Source organism: Serratia sp. CY32780 (genome assembly GCF_052169135.1).
GTDB classification, from domain to species: Bacteria; Pseudomonadota; Gammaproteobacteria; order Enterobacterales; family Enterobacteriaceae; genus Serratia; species Serratia sarumanii.
Window position 1 is genome coordinate 368,669 of sequence record NZ_JBJNLI010000002.1, and the last position, 19,381, is coordinate 388,049.

Annotated in this window: 15 protein-coding genes and 1 tRNA gene; 13 read left to right on the forward strand and 3 right to left on the reverse strand. The window is 54.2% G+C overall.

From position 1 onward, the window contains the following. The first annotated feature begins 30 nt into the window (after positions 1-30). The 3 genes from pglZ to ACJ8HH_RS15305 all read left to right on the forward strand — a co-directional run bounded on the left by pglZ (position 31) and on the right by ACJ8HH_RS15305 (position 6,189). Positions 31-2,628 carry a BREX-1 system phosphatase PglZ type A gene (pglZ, locus tag ACJ8HH_RS15295; RefSeq protein ID WP_044865657.1) on the forward strand — a complete coding sequence of 866 codons (2,598 nt, stop codon included), beginning with the start codon at positions 31-33 and terminating at the stop codon, positions 2,626-2,628. A gap of 10 nt (positions 2,629-2,638) precedes the next feature. Further along, entirely contained in the window at positions 2,639-4,723 is a 2,085-nt protein-coding gene (gene brxL / locus ACJ8HH_RS15300; protein ID WP_044865658.1) for a protease Lon-related BREX system protein BrxL, read from the forward strand. 116 nt (positions 4,724-4,839) lie between these two features. Further along, complete coding sequence (locus tag ACJ8HH_RS15305) at positions 4,840-6,189, forward strand: phospholipase D-like domain-containing protein (protein WP_032410719.1); 1,350 nt, start codon at positions 4,840-4,842, stop codon at positions 6,187-6,189. Between the two features lie 285 nt (positions 6,190-6,474). Here the strand turns inward: ACJ8HH_RS15305 and ACJ8HH_RS15310 are convergent, their stop codons facing one another. Together ACJ8HH_RS15310 and ACJ8HH_RS15315 are read right to left on the reverse strand one after the other, a co-directional pair. Beyond that, complete coding sequence (locus tag ACJ8HH_RS15310; RefSeq protein ID WP_044865659.1) at positions 6,475-7,755, reverse strand: tyrosine-type recombinase/integrase; 1,281 nt, start codon at positions 7,753-7,755, stop codon at positions 6,475-6,477. A 198-nt stretch (positions 7,756-7,953) separates the two neighbouring features. After that, positions 7,954-8,038 (reverse strand) — tRNA-Leu (locus tag ACJ8HH_RS15315). A gap of 82 nt (positions 8,039-8,120) precedes the next feature. On the opposite strand from ACJ8HH_RS15315, the gene ACJ8HH_RS15320 reads away from it, so the two are divergent. The 9 genes from ACJ8HH_RS15320 (at position 8,121) to ACJ8HH_RS15360 (ending at position 17,705) form a co-directional block, all read left to right on the forward strand. Continuing rightward, positions 8,121-8,375 (forward strand): hypothetical protein, encoded by a 255-nt coding sequence (locus ACJ8HH_RS15320; protein ID WP_154618111.1) that lies wholly within the window; start codon positions 8,121-8,123, stop codon positions 8,373-8,375. A gap of 55 nt (positions 8,376-8,430) precedes the next feature. After that, positions 8,431-9,198 (forward strand): DeoR/GlpR family DNA-binding transcription regulator, encoded by a 768-nt coding sequence (locus ACJ8HH_RS15325; RefSeq protein ID WP_033636886.1) that lies wholly within the window; start codon positions 8,431-8,433, stop codon positions 9,196-9,198. A gap of 30 nt (positions 9,199-9,228) precedes the next feature. Next, the gene (gene denD / locus ACJ8HH_RS15330; protein ID WP_060451803.1) at positions 9,229-10,194 is read left to right on the forward strand and encodes a D-erythronate dehydrogenase; all 966 of its coding nucleotides are present in this window, start codon (positions 9,229-9,231) and stop codon (positions 10,192-10,194) included. Further along, positions 10,194-11,579: a GntP family permease gene (locus tag ACJ8HH_RS15335; RefSeq protein WP_154641081.1), complete on the forward strand. Its 1,386-nt coding sequence runs from the start codon at positions 10,194-10,196 to the stop codon at positions 11,577-11,579. Before denD ends, ACJ8HH_RS15335 begins: the two co-directional genes overlap by 1 nt. Positions 11,580-11,770: 191 nt before the next feature. Further along, positions 11,771-12,484, forward strand: coding sequence for a deoxyribose-phosphate aldolase (gene deoC / locus ACJ8HH_RS15340; protein WP_197668561.1), 714 nt, complete (start codon positions 11,771-11,773; stop codon positions 12,482-12,484). Positions 12,485-12,550: 66 nt separating this feature from the next. Further along, entirely contained in the window at positions 12,551-14,080 is a 1,530-nt protein-coding gene (locus tag ACJ8HH_RS15345; protein WP_060451801.1) for a xylulokinase, read from the forward strand. Then, positions 14,077-15,408: an L-fucose:H+ symporter permease gene (gene fucP, locus ACJ8HH_RS15350; protein ID WP_033648624.1), complete on the forward strand. Its 1,332-nt coding sequence runs from the start codon at positions 14,077-14,079 to the stop codon at positions 15,406-15,408. The genes ACJ8HH_RS15345 and fucP overlap by 4 nt, the downstream gene beginning before the upstream one ends. A 1-nt stretch (position 15,409) precedes the next feature. Further along, positions 15,410-15,802 carry a VOC family protein gene (locus tag ACJ8HH_RS15355; protein ID WP_060451800.1) on the forward strand — a complete coding sequence of 131 codons (393 nt, stop codon included), beginning with the start codon at positions 15,410-15,412 and terminating at the stop codon, positions 15,800-15,802. Between the two features lie 1,258 nt (positions 15,803-17,060). Further along, positions 17,061-17,705 carry an acyl-homoserine-lactone synthase gene (locus ACJ8HH_RS15360; protein WP_033648788.1) on the forward strand — a complete coding sequence of 215 codons (645 nt, stop codon included), beginning with the start codon at positions 17,061-17,063 and terminating at the stop codon, positions 17,703-17,705. Here the strand turns inward: ACJ8HH_RS15360 and ACJ8HH_RS15365 are convergent, their stop codons facing one another. Further along, positions 17,706-18,422 (reverse strand): helix-turn-helix transcriptional regulator, encoded by a 717-nt coding sequence (locus ACJ8HH_RS15365; RefSeq protein ID WP_033636878.1) that lies wholly within the window; start codon positions 18,420-18,422, stop codon positions 17,706-17,708. A gap of 200 nt (positions 18,423-18,622) precedes the next feature. Between ACJ8HH_RS15365 and ACJ8HH_RS15370 the strand changes: the two genes are divergently transcribed. After that, positions 18,623-19,381 carry a DeoR/GlpR family DNA-binding transcription regulator gene (locus ACJ8HH_RS15370; protein WP_060423005.1) on the forward strand — a complete coding sequence of 253 codons (759 nt, stop codon included), beginning with the start codon at positions 18,623-18,625 and terminating at the stop codon, positions 19,379-19,381.

Consider the following 19,381-nt stretch of genomic DNA (forward strand, 5'->3'; position numbering starts at 1 on the left):
AATTTACCGAATCAACATGGGATTGTGACCTTGCAAAATCAGGAATTTATTGCCGGCCTTAAAGCAAAATTCGCCGAACATCGCATCGTTTTCTGGCACGATCCCGATAAGCGTTTCCTCGAAGAGCTGGGCAACCTCGAACTGGAGAACGTCACGCTGCTCGACATGACCGATCAGTCGCAGCTGGCGGTTAAAAAGCGCATTGAAATTGATGAGCCTGAACAGCAGTTTTTGCTGTGGTTCCCCCACGACGTGCCTCCCAAAGAATTCGACTGGCTGCTGGATATTCGTCTTTATAGTACGGAGTTCCATGCCGATTTCGCCGCCATCACGCTGAATACGTTAGGCATTCCGCAGCTTGGCCTACGCGAGCACATACAACGCCGGAAGGCATTTTTCAGCACTAAACGTCTTTCTGCTTTGAAAGGCCTGGTGACTGAGCAGGAAAACGAAGCCTCCCTTGATAAGAAGATGGTTGCGGTCATCGCTGGCGTGAAAACAGCAAAAACGGAAGAGATTCTGTTCAGCCTGATTACCCAATACGTTAATCAGCAAAAAGATGACGACAGCGACCTGGAAAACACGCTGGCGATGCTGAAACGCCACGACCTGGATGGCGTTCTGTGGGACATTCTGAATCAGGAAATGGGCTATCAGGCCGAGCATCCTTCGCTGGAAAATCTGATCCTAAAGCTTTTTTGTACCGATCTTTCCGCGCAGGCAGACCCGCAGAAACGCGAATGGCTTGAAAAAAACGTACTGACCACGCCGTCAGGCAGAGCCTCCGCGCTGGCGTTCATGGTCACCTGGCGCGCCGACCGTCGCTACAAAGAAGCCTATGATTATTGCGCACAGCAGATGCAGGATGCGCTGCGACCAGAAGACCAGTACCGTCTCAGCTCGCCGTATGATCTGCACGAGTGCGAAACCACGCTGAGCATTGAACAAACCATTATTCATGCTCTGGTGACACAGCTTCTGGAAGAGAGCACCACGCTCGATCGCGAAGCCTTTAAAAAACTGCTTTCTGAACGCCAGAGCAAATACTGGTGCCAGACACAACCGGAGTACTACGCCATCTATGACGCACTGCGTCAGGCTGAACGACTGCTGAATCTGCGTAATCGTCATATTGACGGCTTCCACTATCAGGACAGCGCAACGTTCTGGAAAGCGTACTGCGAAGAGCTGTTCCGCTTTGACCAGGCCTACCGCCTGTTTAACGAATACGCGCTGTTGGTTCACAGCAAAGGCGCAATGATCCTGAAAAGCCTAGATGACTATATCGAAGCGCTATATTCCAACTGGTACCTGGCAGAATTAAGCCGGAGCTGGAACAAGGTTCTGGAAGCCGAAAACCGTATGCAGGAGTGGCGTATTGCGGGCATTCCACGGCAGCAGAACTTCTATAATGAGGTGGTTAAGCCGCAGTTTAATAATCCACAAATCAAGCGCGTGTTCGTGATTATCTCCGACGCGCTGCGTTATGAAGTGGCAGAAGAGCTGGGCAACCAGATCAATACTGAAAAACGCTTTACTGCCGAAATGCGTTCCCAGTTGGGCGTGTTACCCAGCTATACCCAGTTGGGAATGGCAGCATTGCTGCCACATGACGAGATATGCTACCAACCGGGTAATGGTGACATCGTTTATGCGGACGGGTTATCCACTTCAGGTACGCCTAATCGCGATACCATCCTTAAGAAATATAAAGGGATGGCAGTAAAATCGGACGATCTTCTGAAATGGAAAAATCAGCAAGGACGGGATCTTATTCGCGATTACGAAATCGTCTATATCTGGCATAACACCATTGATGCCATGGGTGACAGCGCATCTACGGAAGAGAAGACCTTCGAAGCGTGCCGCAACGCGGTGGTTGAACTGAAGGATTTAGTGACCCGTGTGATAAACCGTCTACACGGTACACGCATTATCGTTACAGCGGACCACGGCTTCCTGTTCCAGCAGCAACCCCTTTCCGGGCAGGATAAAACCACGCTGCAGATCAAGCCAGACAATACGATTAAAAACCACAAACGCTTTATTATCGGCCATCAGCTTCCTGCCGATGATTTTTGCTGGAAAGGAAAAGTGGCGGATACCGCAGGCGTAAGCGATAACAGTGAGTTTCTGATCCCGAAAGGGATCCAGCGTTTCCATTTCTCAGGTGGCGCGCGGTTTGTACACGGTGGCGCCATGCTGCAGGAAGTCTGCGTTCCCGTATTACAGGTGAAAGCGCTGCAGAAAACCGCTGCCGAGAAGCAACCTCAGCGTCGTCCGGTAGACATCGTGAATTACCATCCGCTGATCAAACTCGTCAATAACATTGATAAAGTCAGTCTGCTGCAAACCCATCCGGTAGGTGAGTTATACGAACCACGTACCCTGAACATCTTCATCGTCGACAACGCCAATAATGTGGTATCCGGTAAAGAGCGAATCTGCTTTGACAGCGATAACAACACAATGGAAAAACGCGTGCGTGACGTTACGCTGAAGCTGATTGGCGCGAATTTCAATCGCCGTAATGAATACTGGCTGATACTGGAAGACGCACAAACGGAAACGGGTTACCAGAAGTACCCTGTGATTATCGATCTGGCATTTCAGGATGATTTCTTTTAAGTGAGGCGATATGCAAACCCATCATGACTTACCCGTTCCAGCCGTCTCAGAAGGGGAACTCGTCGCAGAAGGTTACGATCTGGACGCCTTACTGAATCAGCATTTTCGCGGTCGGGTAGTGCGTAAAGATCTGACCAAGCAGCTCAAGGAAGGGGCTAACGTCCCGGTCTATGTGCTGGAGTATCTGCTCGGTATGTACTGCGCTTCCGACGATGACCAGATCGTCGAGCAAGGATTGCATAACGTTAAGCGCATTCTGGCGGATAACTACGTCCGCCCTGATGAAGCAGAGAAGGTGAAATCGCTCATTCGTGAGCGAGGATCCTACAAGATCATCGATAAAGTGTCGGTAAAGCTCAATCAGAAGAAAGACGTTTACGAAGCCCAGCTCTCCAACCTCGGCATTAAAGATGCACTGGTTCCGCCGCAGATGGTCAAGGACAACGAAAAGCTGTTGACCGGCGGCATCTGGTGCATGATCACCGTGAACTACTTCTTTGAGGAAGGACAGAAAACGTCCCCCTTCTCTCTGATGACGCTTAAACCTATCCAGATGCCCAATATGGACATGGAAGAGGTATTTACCGCACGTACGCACTTCAACCGCGACCAGTGGATTGATGTCCTGCTACGTTCCGTGGGTATGGAACCGGCCAACATTGAGCAGCGAACTAAATGGCACCTGATCACCCGCATGATCCCTTTCGTGGAAAACAACTATAACGTCTGCGAACTGGGCCCACGCGGCACCGGTAAAAGTCACGTCTATAAAGAGTGTTCGCCAAACTCGCTATTAGTTTCCGGCGGGCAAACCACGGTAGCAAACCTGTTTTACAACATGGCCAGCCGCCAGATTGGCTTGGTCGGCATGTGGGATGTGGTCGCGTTTGATGAAGTGGCAGGGATCACTTTCAAAGACAAAGACGGCGTGCAAATCATGAAGGATTACATGGCGTCTGGCTCGTTTTCACGCGGCAGAGATTCGATTGAAGGCAAAGCGTCGATGGTGTTCGTCGGCAACATCAATCAGAGCGTTGAGACGTTAGTCAAAACCAGCCATCTGTTAGCCCCCTTCCCTGCCGCGATGATCGACACGGCGTTTTTCGACCGCTTCCATGCCTATATACCCGGCTGGGAAATCCCGAAAATGCGCCCGGAATTCTTTACCAACCGCTACGGCCTTATCACAGATTATCTCGCCGAATACATGCGGGAAATGCGCAAACGCAGCTTCTCCGATGCGATTGATAAGTTCTATAAGCTGGGTAATAACCTCAACCAGCGAGATGTTATCGCGGTAAGGCGCACGGTTTCTGGTCTATTGAAACTTCTTCATCCCAATGGCTGTTACAGCAAAGAGGACGTCCGTGTTTGCCTGACCTACGCCATGGAAGCCCGTCGTCGAGTCAAAGAACAGCTTAAAAAGCTGGGCGGTCTGGAGTTCTTCGATGTGAATTTCAGCTACATCGATAACGAGACGCTGGAAGAATTCTTCGTCAGCGTGCCAGAACAGGGCGGCAGCGAATTAATTCCTGCTGGCATGCCAAAGCCAGGCGTAGTGCATTTGGTTACGCAAGCGGAAAGTGGCATGACGGGTCTGTACCGCTTCGAAACTCAGATGACCGCAGGCAATGGTAAGCATAGCGTTTCAGGTCTGGGATCAAGTACCTCGGCTAAGGAAGCCATCCGGGTTGGATTTGACTATTTCAAAGGCAACCTCAGCCGCGTTAGCGCAACAGCGAAATTTTCTGAACATGAGTACCACCTGCACGTAGTCGAATTGCACAATACTGGACCAAGTACCGCGACCAGCCTTGCGGCACTTATTGCGCTGTGTTCCGTTTTACTGGCGAAACCCGTTCAGGAACAAATGGTCGTCTTAGGTAGCATGACACTCGGTGGAGTAATCAACCCTGTTCAGGATCTGGCGGCTAGCTTACAACTTGCTTTCGATAGCGGCGCGAAAAAGGTCCTTCTGCCGATGTCTTCCGCGGTAGATATCCCGACGGTGCCAGCCGAGTTGTTTACCAAATTCCAGGTCAGTTTTTACTCTGAACCTGTAGATGCGGTGTATAAGGCGTTGGGAGTAAATTAAGACATACCGAGGAATGGATCACATTTCTCGGTATGTTAATGCCCATATTATTTTTATTTAATATAACATCATCCTAAATACATTTATTTTATGAAAAACTTCCCGGTAAAATAATAATGAAACTTATTGCTAACGGATTAAACAGAGAATTTTTTAGATCATGTTTACCTCCTCCTGGTAAAGAAATTGATGGTGTTGTTGCCGCCATTGCTTATGGCGATGATAAAACCATGCTCCTCGAGCATTGCATAAAAAACCATCACCGACTTGATATTTGGATGCGATATGATCATACAGTTCCTGTATCGCCTGCATTTTTATCAAAACTTCTCGCTAACGTTAAAAATAATATTTTTTGTAAACTTATACCAGATTGCCTGCACAGCAAAGTTATTTGGTGGAAGGGATATGGCGCTTATATTGGTTCAGCCAATTTAACTGAGCGTGCATGGTACTCGAATATAGAAGCAGGTATTTTCTTCACTGAAAGTGATTTATACAGTTCTAATTTAATTGAACAGCTAGAGGAATTCTTCGATAACATATCATCACTTGACTCTTGCGTTGATCTTAGTAAAGAGATTATTGATGAACAAATACAATTATTAAAATTAAAAATCGAATTAGAGAAAAAAGAACGAGAGCTTATCAAAAAGCGGAAAATACCTGAATGGGGTGGTGTGAATTTTTTTGATAACAAAAAAAATAAAGATAGAAGGAAAGAGAGTTTCCATAAAGAATGGGAAAGCACATTTTCAATCATTAAGAATATCTCAGACCAAATTAATGATTACAGACCTGTATGGATATCAGAAGATACTCCAACGTTTTGGCAAACAGATCAATTTTTACATGCCTATTATTATAATATAGTTCATCAGAAGGATAACACTTATCCTTTTGAAGATTATCATCGCATAAATAGTAAAAATCCACAGACAGCGCTGATGAGTATGCTCTCCTGGTGGAAAGACCTATCAATTCCTTTATCTAATGAAGACATTCACCTTGAGATCTATGCGCCCTATATTCGGGATCATTTATCAAAAAATAATATTGTCCTATTGACTGAAGATAACCTCCATAAAATATTCTCCTATACGCATGCAACGATGGACCATGTGATAAAAATGAGTGCTGAGACATTTGGTCATTCAGCCAAAACTTCCTTAAATAAGGAAGAACGTGCCATTTTGTTCACAAAATGGCTCATGGATCAGACCAATCAAAAAGGTATGAATATTGCTGAATTACTCAACTATGTCCTCTACGGTGGAAAACCTTCATTAATGTGGGAAAGGATCTACCGGGCAGGAAAAGATGAAGAGTACAAATTCCAGCATTACGGTATTAACTCTATTGCAGAAGTGGTCGGTTGGGCAAGACCAGAAGATACGCCCCCCAGAAATGGTAGAACAAATAAAGCGTTACGTGCATTAGGCTATCCAGTCCGCGTAAATATTTGAATCCTTACTTTCACACTCTGGTAAGCAAAACCCAGAAATTCATGCCCACCCGAAGAAGCAGTTCAAAGGCGTGCTCAGTTTACTGAAACACGCCTCACAATGACTAAGCGTGTCAAATAAAAAAGTTTGCATCGCCACACTCTCTCTAATCAGCTAGGATCACTCTTCATATTACCTTGAACCAAGATGATTTTCCCATTTAAGCACACTTTGCTTCAGTTACTTCAAGGCATTTATGTGATTTTATGGAAGAAATTTACTCTCATACTGCAAGTTTCTCTGAAACTAATTTGTCACATAAACCTCTTTTCTTACATGGAGCTTTGCAAAATCAAATGGACTCACTCCCTTCTCCCGATTCGCATCCAGATAATCCGCCCACCACTGCAGCATCAACCTTCGCTCCCCAAGATGCTCCGCCTTATGGATATAAGCCGCCCGCACAGAGCTACGCTCCTGATGGCTCATCTGCCTTTCTACCGCATCCCTCGACCACAATCCTGACTCAATAAGTGAACTACACGCCATCGTCCTAAATCCATGCCCACACACTTCCGTTTTCGTGTCATAACCCATCACTCTTAGAGCCTTGTTAACCGTATTCTCACTCATCGGCTTACGCGGATCGTGATCGCCCACAAAAATCAGCTCACGGTTTCCACTCATGCTTTTGATCTTTTCCAAAATTGCGAGAGCTTGTCGCGACAAGGGAACAAGATGCGGCGTCTTCATCTTTGAGCCACGCTGAGAGTGTTTAACCCCCTCCAGCGGTTCACGCTCACCCGGAATCGTCCACATAGCCGTTTCGAAATCGACTTCTGACCAGCGGGCAAAACGCAGCTCGCTTGAACGGATGAAAACCAACAAAGTGAGTTCAACCGACAGCCGGGTTAACGGCCTGCCAGAGTAGTGATCAATGCGGTGAAGTAATTCGGGAATACGTTCAAGATCCAGAGCAGCACGGTGCTTTCTTTTCGCCGTAGCCACCGCACCGGCAATCTCTTGAGCGGGATTGTAATCGATTAAGCCGCTCTGAACAGCAAAGCGCATAATCGCGGTAGTTCGCTGCTGTAAACGGGCGGCGACTTCAAGACGCCCGGATGACTCCACCGCTTTAATGGGTACAAGAAGATCCCGAGTCTTAAGCTCTGCTATGTTCCGCTTACCGATAGCAGCAAAGAGATTATCTTCCAGGCTTTTCAATACACGAGCGCTATGCGATACAGACCACTTCTGATTGCTGGCGTGCCACTCTCTGGCTACCACTTCAAACGTTATCGCCTCTTGCTCCTGCTCTACCTTTACGGCTTTCTTGTTCTCACTGGGATCGACGCCATTCGCTAATAGCTTACGGGCTTCATCCCGGCGTGCCCGGGCATCCGCCAACGACACTTCAGGGTATTTCCCCAGCGCCAACATCTTCTCTTTACCACCAAAGCGATAACGTAGCCGCCAGTATTTGGAGCCGTTGGGGTGAACCAGCAAAACCATGCCATCGCCGTCAGTCAGTTTGTAGGCTTTTGCTTCAGGCTTTGCCGAACGAACCTTCACATCACTCAGAGCCATGATGAGTATCCTTTCAAGGGTCCTGTGTTGGTACAAACATAATCGAACCGGGATATACCCGCAGTTGTACCCGCATCAGTAAGTTGATGTAGATTAAATTAGGTTGACTTAGGTTGAGTGAAAAAGCGAGGAAAGCCTTGCGGATACTGGATTTCAGGCACAAAAAAAGACGTCCGTTGACGTCTATTGATGTTCCGATGGTGCCGAAGGCCGGACTCGAACCGGCACGTATCTCTACGGTTGATTTTGAATCAACTGCGTCTACCGATTTCGCCACTTCGGCACTGAAGTAGTATGCGGAAAACGGGTGCATTATACCTTCCCGCGATCGTCACGCAACACTTATCCGTTGTTCAATGAGTTAAGTGTCGAAAAAAGCGCCGCAGCGCACGTTTGCCGGCCCTTCCTCGCCGCTTTCCCGCCCCGCCCGCTTCACAAACCTTGTGGCGCGTCACATTAATTATCACAACATGGTGTTGCGAGAAAAAACGCCGAGAAAAGCCAATAACAAACAATTAATCATAATGTTAAATAACAAAACCGCCCCAACCCCCACGCCGGCATTTGTGATAACTGTCGCTTACTTGTTAATCGCGATGGTTGAAGATGTTCCTCCATAACAAAAAATAACAGCTTCGCGGCGCCCCTGCCGCCGCCGGGGCCACAGGAGCGAACATGATCCCGTCTGAACGCCGCGATTACATCTATCGCTATGTGCATGAATATCAGCTGGCGAGCATCAGCGCGCTGTCGGAGCTGATGAGCGTCTCCCACATGACGGTGCGGCGCGATATCCGCGTGCTGGAAGAGCAAGGCAAGGTGGTCAGCGTCAGCGGCGGCGTGCGCCTGAGCGAGGCGCTGCGCCAGGAGCTGGCCTATTGCGAGAAGGCGCAGCTGCACCATCGCCACAAACGCGAGATCGGCAAATACGCCGCCGGCTTGGTGGAAGACGGCCAGGTGGTCTATCTGGACGCCGGCACCACCACCTTCGAGATCGCCCGCAGCCTGGCGGAGCGCTTCAATCTGACGGTAGTCACCAACGATTTCTCCATCATCCAGCACCTGATGAATCGCCCGCAGCTCAGCCTGTTCCACACCGGCGGCCAGGTGGATCAGCGCAACTACTCCTGCGTCGGCAACAGCGCCGCCATGCTGTTGCGCAGCCTGAATATCGACGTGGCCTTCATCAGCACCAGCTCGTGGGATCTGGAGCACGGCCTCTCCACCCCGCACGAGGAGAAGGTGCTGGTCAAGCAGGCGCTGCTGGAGGTCGCCCGCCGCCGGGTGCTGGTCTCCGACAGCAGCAAGTACGGCAAATACGGCATGTTCCGCGTCTGCCCGCTGGAGGCGCTGAGCGACATCATCTGCGACGCCGCGCTGCCGCCGGAGGCGCAGCAGCTGCTGCGCGAGCGCGGTCTGCAACTGCACAACGTCCAACTCTGATAACAACAACGCTAGGGAAAGGAGCACCATATGAATATCGTCATCACCGGCGGCGCCGGTTTTCTCGGCCAGCGGCTGGCGAAAGCGCTGCTGCACGGCAGTTGCCCGCTGGCCTTCGACACGCTGATCCTGGCGGACATCACCCCGCCGCCCGCCCCGCTGCCGGATGCGCGTCTGCAGTGTCTGGCGCTCGATCTGTCGCAGCCCGGCGCGGCGGCGCGGCTGATCGACGCCGACTGCGGCGTGCTGTTCCACCTGGCGGCCATCGTCAGCAGCCATGCGGAGAGCGATTTCGATCTCGGCATGCAGGTCAATTTCGATGCCACCCGCCAACTGCTGGAAGCGGCGCGCCACCGGGCGCCGGGCATGAAATTTATCTTCACCAGTTCGCTGGCGGTGTTCGGCGGTGAGCTGCCGCCGGTGATCGACGATCGCTGCGCGGTCACCCCGCAATCCTCCTACGGCGCGCAGAAGGCGATGTGCGAGCTGCTGATCAACGACTATGCGCGCAAAGGCTTCGTCGATGGCCGCGTGCTGCGCCTGCCCACCATCAGCGTGCGGCCGGGCAAGCCGAACAAGGCGGCCTCGTCGTTTGCCAGCGGCATCATCCGCGAGCCGCTGCACGGCGAGCAGGCGGTGTGCCCGGTAGACGCCGAGCTGGCGCTGTGGCTCTCCAGCCCGGCCGCGGTGGTGAGCAACTTCATCCACGCCGCCACGCTGCCCGCTTCGGCGTTCGGCGCGCTGCGCACGCTCAACCTGCCCGGCATCAGCGTGCGCGTGCGGGAGATGCTCGAAGCGCTGCGCGCGGTGGCCGGTGACGCCGTCGCTGCGCGGGTGCGATTCGAGCCGGACGCCGCCATCAACCGCATCGTCGCCGGTTGGCCGGGCGAGTTCGACACCCGGCGGGCGCAGCAGTTGGGCTTCACCGCCGATGAAAGCTTCGAGCAGGCGATCCGCGCCTTTATCCGCGACGACATGCCGCAAGGCGGGGGCTGATCATGGCGATGTATACCCCAATCATCGGGCTGGCGGTGGCGGTGTTTGCGCTGATTTTCCTGGTGCTGCGCACCCGCGTGCATGCGCTGATCGCCATGCTGATCGCCGCCTCCATCGCCGGCATTACCGGCGGCATGGGTGCCACGCAAACCGTCGACGCCATCACCAAGGGCTTCGGCTCCACGCTCGGCAGCATCGGCATCGTCATCGGGCTGGGGGTGATGATGGGCCGGGTGCTGGAGGTCTCCGGCGCCGCCGAGCAAATCGCCTACAGCTTTATCAAATGGCTGGGCAAAAGGCGCGAGGAGTGGGCGCTGGCCATCACCGGCTATATCGTCAGCATCCCGATCTTCGTCGATTCGGCGTTCGTCATCCTTTATCCGCTGGTCAAGGCGCTGGCGAAAAAGGGCAAGCGCAACCTGCTGACGCTCGGCGTCGCGCTGGCCGGCGGGCTGATCCTCACCCACCACGCGGTGCCGCCGACGCCGGGGCCGCTGGGCGTGGCGGGCATCTTCGGCGTGGATATCGGTGCCATGATGCTGGCCGGGCTGGTGCTGGCCATTCCCTGCGTGATCGGCATCGTGCTGTATGCGCGCTGGCTGGGCGCGCGCTACCCGGACTTTATGCCGCAGGAAGAGGAAGCGCCGCAGGATCTGCGCGCCGCGCATCAGCAGTATCTGGCGGAGAAAGAGGGCAAGGCGCTGCCGAGCCTGATGTTGTCGCTGCTGCCGATCCTGACGCCGATCGGGCTGATCTTCGTCAACGCGGTCAACAATATGCTGGCCAAGCGCGAGGGCATGGGCTGGCTGGCGGAGAGCCTGTGGGGCCAAAGCTTCACGTTTCTCGGCTCGCCGATGATCGCGCTGGCGATCAGCGTGCTGCTGGCGGTGTACACCCTGATGCCGCACGCCAACAAGCACGACACGCTGGAGCGGCTGGAAGAAGGCCTGCAGACCGCCGGCATCATCCTGCTGGTTACCGGCGCCGGCGGCGCGCTGGGGGCGGTGCTGCGCGAGAGCGGCGCCGGCACGCAGCTGGCGGAACAGGTCGCCGGGCTGCCGATCTCGCCGGTGCTGATCCCGTTCGTCATCGCCACGCTGGTGCGAGTGATACAGGGATCCGGCACGGTGGCGATGATCACCGCCGCCTCAATATCGGCGCCGATCGTCAGCCTGCTGCCCGGCGTCAATATGCTGGCGGCGGCGCAGGCGGCCACCCTGGGCGCGCTGTTCTTCAGCTACTTCAACGACAGCATGTTCTGGGTGGTCAACCGCATGATGGGCATCAAGGACGTGCGCCAGCAGATGATGGTGTGGTCGGTGCCCACCACTATCGCCTGGGCCATCAGCCTGTGCGGCGTGGTATTGCTGGACTGGCTGCTGTAACGCTTCCCCCAACGTCAACCCCCAGGGCGCGATCTGCCAGATCGCGCCCTTTTTTTCTTCTCCCTTTCACGCCCCTCACCACAAAACCGCAGATCCGATCACAATTTCACCAAATGCTGATTTTAAAGCCATATGAAAGAGAATAAGGTGAATAAATAAAATCAAATGAAAATAAAAGAAGGATAAACGCAATGAATGAAACAACCAGACGCATGGCCAGGTTGATCGACCTGAGCGCGGTGCAGGCCACCAATACCGAGGAAGACGTGCGCCACTGCGCCGCGCTGGCCAGCCGCTATCGCATCATCTCGGTACACGTGCTGCCGTGCTGGACGCGTTTCCTCAGCACCCTGCTGCCGGAGCGCGGCCAGGCGGACGTAATGATTGGCGGGCCGGTCGGCTTTCCCGGCGGCGGGCAGACCACCGATCTCAAGGTGCAGGAGGTGCGCCAGCTGATCGCCGAGGGCGCGCGCGAGGTCGATATGGTGGTGAACATCGGTAAGGTGCTGTCGGGGGATTACGACTACGTGCGCGAAGATCTGCGCCGGGTAGTCGAGGCCGCCGCGCCGGTGCCGGCCAAAGTCATTCTGGAGACGCACTATCTGAACGAGCAGCAGATCCGTCGGGTGTGCGATATCGCCGTCGAAGTCGGCATGGCCTGGGTGAAAACCTCCACCGGCTGGGCACCGACCGGCGCCACGGTAGAGAAAGTGGCGATCATCGCCGATCAGTTGCGTGGCCGCATCCAGATCAAAGGGGCCGGCGGCATTCGCGATCTGGACACGGTGCGCGCGTTGTATCGGCTGGGCGTACGCCGCTTTGGCATGAGCGCGGCGGCCACCCAGCGCGTGCTGGAGCAGCTTGAACAGGATCCAGGCCTGTTCCCGGAACTGAACGATAACTAAATCCTGCGCGATCCCAGCGCACGCTTCTGCGGGTGGCCCGCGCCATCCGCCACGGGAGTGATAACAATGAAAGATTTACTTCTTACCCTTGATATCGGCACCGGCAGCACCCGCGCCGGGCTGGTCGCCAACACCGGGGAAATCCTTGGCTTCGCGCAGCGCGAGTACGAGCAGATCACGCCGCAGGCCGGTTGGTCGGAACAACCGCCTTCACTGTGGTGGCAGAGTGTCTGCCAATGTACGCAGGAGCTGTACGCGCGCTACGCCGAATACTGGCCGCGTATCGCCGCCGTCGGCGCCTGCGGGCAGATGCACGGCACAGTTTTGCTCGATACCGACGGCGAGCTGGTCGTCGATCGCGCCATGCTGTGGAACGACAAACGCGCGCAGCCGCAGGTGGCGCGCTTTAGCCACCAACAGCCGCCGCAGCCCTGGCTTGAACTGTTGAACAATCCCCCCACCGCCGCCTGGCCGGCGTTCAAGCTGGCCTGGCTGCGCGAGCATCATCCATCGCAGTGGGAGCGCATTGCCACGGTGTTGATGCCGAAGGATTACGTCAATTTCCGGCTCTGCGGCGTACGCGCCACCGACTACAGCGAAGCCTCCTGCTATTACCTGATGGACAGCGCCACGCTGCAGTGGTCGCCAGAGGCGCTGCGGCAGTTCGGGCTGCGCGCCGATCAACTGCCCGCCATCCATCTCTCCAGCGAGGTGATTGGCCACATTACGCCCGCAGCGGCAAGCGTTACCGATCTGCCGCCGGGGGTGCCGGTGGTGGCGGGCACGGCGGATATGGCCGCTACCCTGCTCGGCTCCGGCGTCTATCAGGCCGGCATCGCCTCCGACAGCACCGGCACCTCCACGCTGCTCACCGTGGTCTCGGAACACCCGCTGCTCTCCGCCGGCGTCAACAACCTGCACCTGGCCAACTCGGCCTGGGGCGGTTTTACCCTGCTCGATGCCGGTGGCGACGCCATGCGCTGGGGGCGTTCGGCGCTGAGCGCCGGCCAACTCAGCCATCAGCAGATGCTTGATATGGCGGCCGAGGTGCCACCGGGCGCCGAAGGGCTGCTGTTCCTGCCCTACCTGACCGGCGAGCGGCTGGCGGAACACACCAACTCGCGCGCGCAGTTCTTCGGCCTGCAGCGCAAGCATAGGCAGCCGCATCTCTACCGCGCGGTGCTGGAAGGCGTAGCGCTGGCCTCCCTACGTAATCTGCAGCAGCTCAGGCGCCACGCACAGGAGCCGGAGGCAATGATCGCCTCCGGCGGCGGCGCACGCAGCCCGCTGTGGCTGCAGATCAAGGCCTCGGTCTACAACCTGCCGCTGCTGCAGACGCGCAACCAGGAGAACGGCACCACCGGCTGCGCGATCGTCGCCGGGGTCGGCGTCGGGCTGTTCAGCAGTTTTGCCCAGGGAGTGAGCCGCACCGTCAGCATCGAGCGCGAATTTACCCCCGATCCGCGCCAACACGAACACTACCTGCGCTGCTTCGAGCTGTTCGAACAGCTCTACCGCCAAGCGCAACCCCTCTACGAACAGCTTGACGTTATTAGCTCGTTCTCTTTTTCTCCGGATGAAGGAACACCGCAATGAGCGACTCTCTGATTAACAAGGGCGACATCGCGCAGCACGCCGCGGCCGAAAGTATCGACCGCAGCGCCTATCTGCCCGCCACGCCCTGGCTGCAGCTGATGCTGGTCTGCTGCCTGTTCGCCCTGTGGGGCATGGCCGGCAACCTGAACGATATTCTGATCGCACAGTTCAAGAAGGGGTTCGATCTGTCGGATACCCAGACCGCGCTGGTGCAGTCGATCTTCTTCCTCGGCTACTTCGTGATGGCGCTGCCCGCCGCAGCGGTGATCAAACGCTACTCGTACAAGGTGGCGATCGTGATCGGCCTGTGCCTGTACGCACTCGGCTGCTTCCTGTTTATTCCTGCGGCGCAGATCATGACCTACGGCGCTTTCCTGGCCTGCCTGGGGGTGATCGCTACCGGGCTGTCGTTCCTCGAAACCTCCGCCAATACCTACTCCAGCCTGCTTGGGCCGCTGGAAACCTCCACCCAGCGCATCAACTTCTCGCAGATCTTCAACTCGCTGGGGATCATTTTTGGCGTCTTGATCGGCCAGCAGCTGGTGTTCGGCAAAAACGATCCCAGCCACGCCGAGCTGCTGCAAATGCCACCGGCTGTGGCCGAAGCGGCGCGCACCCAGATGGTGTCGCAGGTGGTCACGCCTTATCTGATCATCGGCAGCGTGCTGATCGTGTTGGCGCTGATCTTCGTGGCGGTGAAATTCCCCGCCTGCAAAACCCAACGCTCGCACCAGGGAGCGGGCAAGCCGCTGATGCAATCGCTGAAGATCCTGCTGGCGCTGCCGCGCTTCCGATTGGGGGTACTGTCGCAGTTCCTGTATGTCGGCGCGCAGGTAGGGCTGTGGAGTTTCACCATTCGTTTTGTGCAAATGATTGAACAGGGGGCAACCGAGCATTCGGCCACCTACTGGCTGCTGGCCACGCTGGTCTGTTACTCGGCCGGCAAGGTGGTCACCACCGCGCTGATGAAAAAGTTCAGCCCGGCGCGGTTGCTCGGCGTGTTCTGTTCGGTATGCGTGCTGCTGTTGCTGCTGGCCGTCAACATCCAAAGCCTGCTGGCGGTGGTGGCGATCATGGGCGTTAACTTTTGCATGGCGCTGTGCTGGCCAACCAACTTTGGCCTGACGATCAAAGGGCTGGGCGAAGAAACTCAGGTGGCCGGTTCGATCGTGGTGATGTCGATCATCGGCGGCGCGGTGGTGCCGTTACTCATGGGCATCATCTCCGATCTCAACGGCGGCGATATGCAGATCGCCTTTGCAGTACCGCTGGTCTGTTTCGCCTACGTCGCCTTCTATGGCTTCTACTGCGCGCGCAAGGGGATTTGATATGGCACACCGGATTAACGGGTTGATGCACGTCGGTTTGCGCTGCGCGAATATCGAACAAGCCGCCGGCTTCTATCGTTCACTCGGTTTCGAACCCCGACAAACGTTGGCGCTCGGCGGCCCCGTCGCCGTACAGTTTTTGCAGTTGGGTGAGCTAACGCTGGAGTTATACCAGTTACCTGACGAAGGGCTGACTCGCCCCCCTAGCGCCTATGGTATCGACCATATCGCTTTGCGGGTCATCGATCTGGCGGCCACGCAGCGTTGGCTGGCGGAGCTGGGGTATCCGGTGATTGAAGGGCCGACGCTGCAGCCCAGCGGTGCCAACGGCGTGCGTTATCTGATGATCGCCGGGCCGGATGGCGAGCGAGTGGAGTTCAGCCAGCCGCTGTAATGTTTCTTCCCACATAGCACAAGGCCCGATGGCTGTGATAAGCCATAGGGCCTCATTCGATTTTTTGTCAGCACACGAGCCTTTACCGCCATAGCCATGCGCCTTATCGGCCATCGCCCACATTCCCTCAAGCACCCTACCAGGCTGCGCCAAATAATCCCCAACCGCAATGGCAACACTGCAAATAATTGCATATCCATGTGTCAGCCAATAAAGAATGAGTTTGCTTAACATTGCAGGAACAATATTTTTTCATTTATGGTAGTCATGACTGGAATAAGCCAATGGGAACGGGGTTGTCAGGGGATAGATGTTATTTCTTTAGATGGGATTTTATCTGGAACCAACAGAAAATAGCGTGCATACGTAACAAAACAGCAACCCAAAGCTAAAAACCAGCAGAGAACACTTGCCTCTGCTGAGTTGATAGCTTTAAGATGGTGTAAGAAAATTTTCCCTGGTGTTGGCCGATCTTGGCAGCCTGACCCTACGAGGTCAGGTTTTTTTTATGTTTTTTTCGTCGAAAATTGACTAGAAAAGTGTATCGCCTTAGGGAGTTAGAAGCTAGTTAGACTAAAGTATAGTACCCAACTAGACCTTCATCAGTTCAGTTGGGTTATTATTTCACATAGCAGAAATCGGGTGCCAGCACTATTTTTCGCTCTGTATCTCAGCAGCCACGGCGTTCTACCATGGCCACCATGCACCGCTCATTTTACTCAGCAACCCAACATTCCTGCAGAGCCGTCGAGAAATAGCACCGTTCCTGTCATTAAAATAATGTGATCTCTATCAGATATTTTTTAATATCGCATTTTACCACTGCATGAAGACAGGTCCGAGGACATACTGTAGAAATCACACCAGCCGCTCTTTTCACTCCTATTCCTCTGCCGGACGGCAAATCCATGCCCTATCGACACCCCCCAGTAACAAATAGTAAGAATTAATTTATTAAAATAATAAAGCCCCCCTAAATTATAACGTCAATAATTAATATTTCACCATGGCAGATACGGCTCGGCAGTCATTGATAGTCAATCCTCTCCAGCCTTTAATCGGCCAAGCCGTTCAATCTCGTCGACCTGCTTTGTTCACCGTTCAATTGCCCTGAAGCTGCCTCGCCGCACGGCATAATAAGGTTAGCGCCGATCGCTTAAAAAGCCTTATCATTCTCATGCACCGGCATGCTCGTAGTGAAACTTCTCTGATGTTACTGGATAAAGTTATTTCTCTTAATTTATTCAAAGGTAACATTATGTTTAATATTTACAGCACCAATTACGCATCAATGAGCACCGAAAAATCAGCAGATCTTTATGTTTTAAGGAAAAACGTCTTTAAAGACAGGCTGCAATGGGCCGTGAACTGTTCAGACGGCAAGGAGCTGGATGAGTTTGATAATGATAAGACAAACTATATATTTGGCGTAAAAGACAACATGATAATTTGTGGTACGAGGATGATTGATATGAAACACAAGAATATGCTGAACAGCGCATTTTCCTCTTTCTTTCATGACGTCGTCATTCCAGAGGGGAATTTCATCGAGTCCACACGATTTTTCGTCGATAAGGAAAGGACCCAGTCTCTGCTGGGCCGCCGGTTCCCTGTGACCCTGGCGTTGTTCTTGTCGCTGATCAACTATGCGCGGCAACACGGTTATGACGGCATATTGGCAGTCTCCAGCCACCCGATGTTCCATATCATCAAAAGCTCCGGCTGGAACGTCACGCAGTTGAAGACAGGCATGTCGGAAAAGAACGAGCCCGTTCATTTGCTGTTGGGCCACGTTGACCGTCAGAGCCAGGAGGCATTAAAAAACAGAATATTCAAAAAGTTGAATACGCAAGACGAACACATGCTAAACGCCTGGCCGTTGAGCGACGAACCTGCGTTCTAATCACCCCACCGGTTTAATCAGCTGAAGTTCCATCCCTAAACGGATAGCATGCCGGGCATTCGCCACTCCCAGTTTTTTGACAATGTTCCCCATATGAAACTTGATGGTGCAGGTTTTGATCCCCAGGATCATGCCCATTTCCTGGTAGGTTTTCCCCACGCTGGCCCAATAGAGGATCTCGTTTTCTCTCTCTGTAAAACGGGCGTTTTTTTCCTGGCGCGCGGTGTTTTTTTCCGACAGTGAAGTCAGCGTTAAATACATCTCATGGGTCGATGCCAGCAGCAACGAAATATCGCCTTTATGCTGATTCAGCATCTGCATGGTTTCCGCCTTGCGCTCGGCAGCGAGGGTAAAGGAAAGGGTCACCAGATTATTATTAAAGTCATGCAACACGAAGGTATAGCCATCGGCTACGCCGAATTCGCGTGCTTGCTCGAACAACTCAGAAAAACGGAAGCCGGCGCCAGCCATGAGATTCTCATCCCAGGCGAAAGGTGTCAAACGATTGAGCGCCGTAATGACCACCGGATCGGTATATTGCAGCCCTTGCTCTTTATATTGCTTTACCCATTCACCGGGGTAATTGGTGACGCCAAAGATACATGACATATCTTTCTTGGATAACACCACGTAGGCCCAGATAAGCTCGCCGAAATCGCCTAATGCTGCTTCCAGATGCTTGCTGATAATGTGACTGATATTTTCTTCATATTCCATTAACTGCCTGCCCCGCTACCCAATACACCGCAGGGTAGACTATACCAAAAAGGATCGGTGCGCCGTAACCTTCGCATCTCGCACGGATAATGCCCGCTGGAATATTGCCAGCGGCGGCCGGCAAGCGCTTTGCCTGCTGCCGATGCGCGGGGTATATTAGCCGCACGTCCATTGTGCCTGTCAGGAGTGAATGAGTGAGCATGTTCGCAGAAGAGCGCCAGGAAAAACTCCTCGCCATTCTCAAGGAGAAGCGCAAGCTCTCCGTGGGGGAAATGAGCTCGCGCTTTAACGTCTCCGGCGCCACCATCCGCACCGATCTGCGCATTCTGGAAGACGCCGGCATGCTGACGCGCACCCACGGCGGCGCCATTCTGCGCACCCGCGCCAGCTTCGAGGTCGGTTCCGATCAGCGTGAAGAGGTGAACCTCAGCGCCAAGGAGCAAATCGGTCAATTGGCCGCCGGCCTGGTGGAAGACGGCGACATCATCGTATTGGACACCGGCACCACCACCCTGCAGATCGCCCGCCATCTGCGCCAGCGCCACAACCTGACCGTGGTCACCAACGATTTCATGATCGCCAAGAGTCTGGAAGACGTCGAATCTATCCAGATCATCCTGCTGGGCGGCATCGTCAAAAAGGGTTATCACTGCGCGGTCGCCATCAACGGCCGTTCGCTGCTGGATACGCTGAACATCGACAAGGCGTTTATGGGCGCCAACGCGCTATCACTGAAACAGGGCGCCTGCGTGGCCGACATCATGCTGGCCGAAACCAAGCGCGCGATGGTGGAACATGCCAATCAGGTGATCGTGGTGTGCGATCACTCCAAGCTGAGCAACACCTCGCTGGCGCAGTTCGCCTCCCCTGCCCAGATCGACACCCTGGTGCTGGATCGCCTGCCGGAAGACGCGCAGGCCTATCAGGATGCCGGCATCGCGCTGCTGAGCGTCAGCTAA

What these genes read in the sequence shown, in the direction of transcription:
- brxL (WP_044865658.1), top strand. Translation starts at nt 2,639, where the DNA reads ATGCAAACCCATCATGACTTACCCGTTCCAGCCGTCTCAGAAGGGGAA.
- ACJ8HH_RS15305 (WP_032410719.1), top strand. Translation starts at nt 4,840, where the DNA reads ATGAAACTTATTGCTAACGGATTAAACAGAGAATTTTTTAGATCATGT.
- ACJ8HH_RS15310 (WP_044865659.1), bottom strand. Translation starts at nt 7,755, where the DNA reads ATGGCTCTGAGTGATGTGAAGGTTCGTTCGGCAAAGCCTGAAGCAAAA.
- ACJ8HH_RS15325 (WP_033636886.1), top strand. Translation starts at nt 8,431, where the DNA reads ATGATCCCGTCTGAACGCCGCGATTACATCTATCGCTATGTGCATGAA.
- denD (WP_060451803.1), top strand. Translation starts at nt 9,229, where the DNA reads ATGAATATCGTCATCACCGGCGGCGCCGGTTTTCTCGGCCAGCGGCTG.
- deoC (WP_197668561.1), top strand. Translation starts at nt 11,771, where the DNA reads ATGAATGAAACAACCAGACGCATGGCCAGGTTGATCGACCTGAGCGCG.
- ACJ8HH_RS15345 (WP_060451801.1), top strand. Translation starts at nt 12,551, where the DNA reads ATGAAAGATTTACTTCTTACCCTTGATATCGGCACCGGCAGCACCCGC.
- fucP (WP_033648624.1), top strand. Translation starts at nt 14,077, where the DNA reads ATGAGCGACTCTCTGATTAACAAGGGCGACATCGCGCAGCACGCCGCG.
- ACJ8HH_RS15355 (WP_060451800.1), top strand. Translation starts at nt 15,410, where the DNA reads ATGGCACACCGGATTAACGGGTTGATGCACGTCGGTTTGCGCTGCGCG.
- ACJ8HH_RS15360 (WP_033648788.1), top strand. Translation starts at nt 17,061, where the DNA reads ATGTTTAATATTTACAGCACCAATTACGCATCAATGAGCACCGAAAAA.
- ACJ8HH_RS15365 (WP_033636878.1), bottom strand. Translation starts at nt 18,422, where the DNA reads ATGGAATATGAAGAAAATATCAGTCACATTATCAGCAAGCATCTGGAA.
- ACJ8HH_RS15370 (WP_060423005.1), top strand. Translation starts at nt 18,623, where the DNA reads ATGTTCGCAGAAGAGCGCCAGGAAAAACTCCTCGCCATTCTCAAGGAG.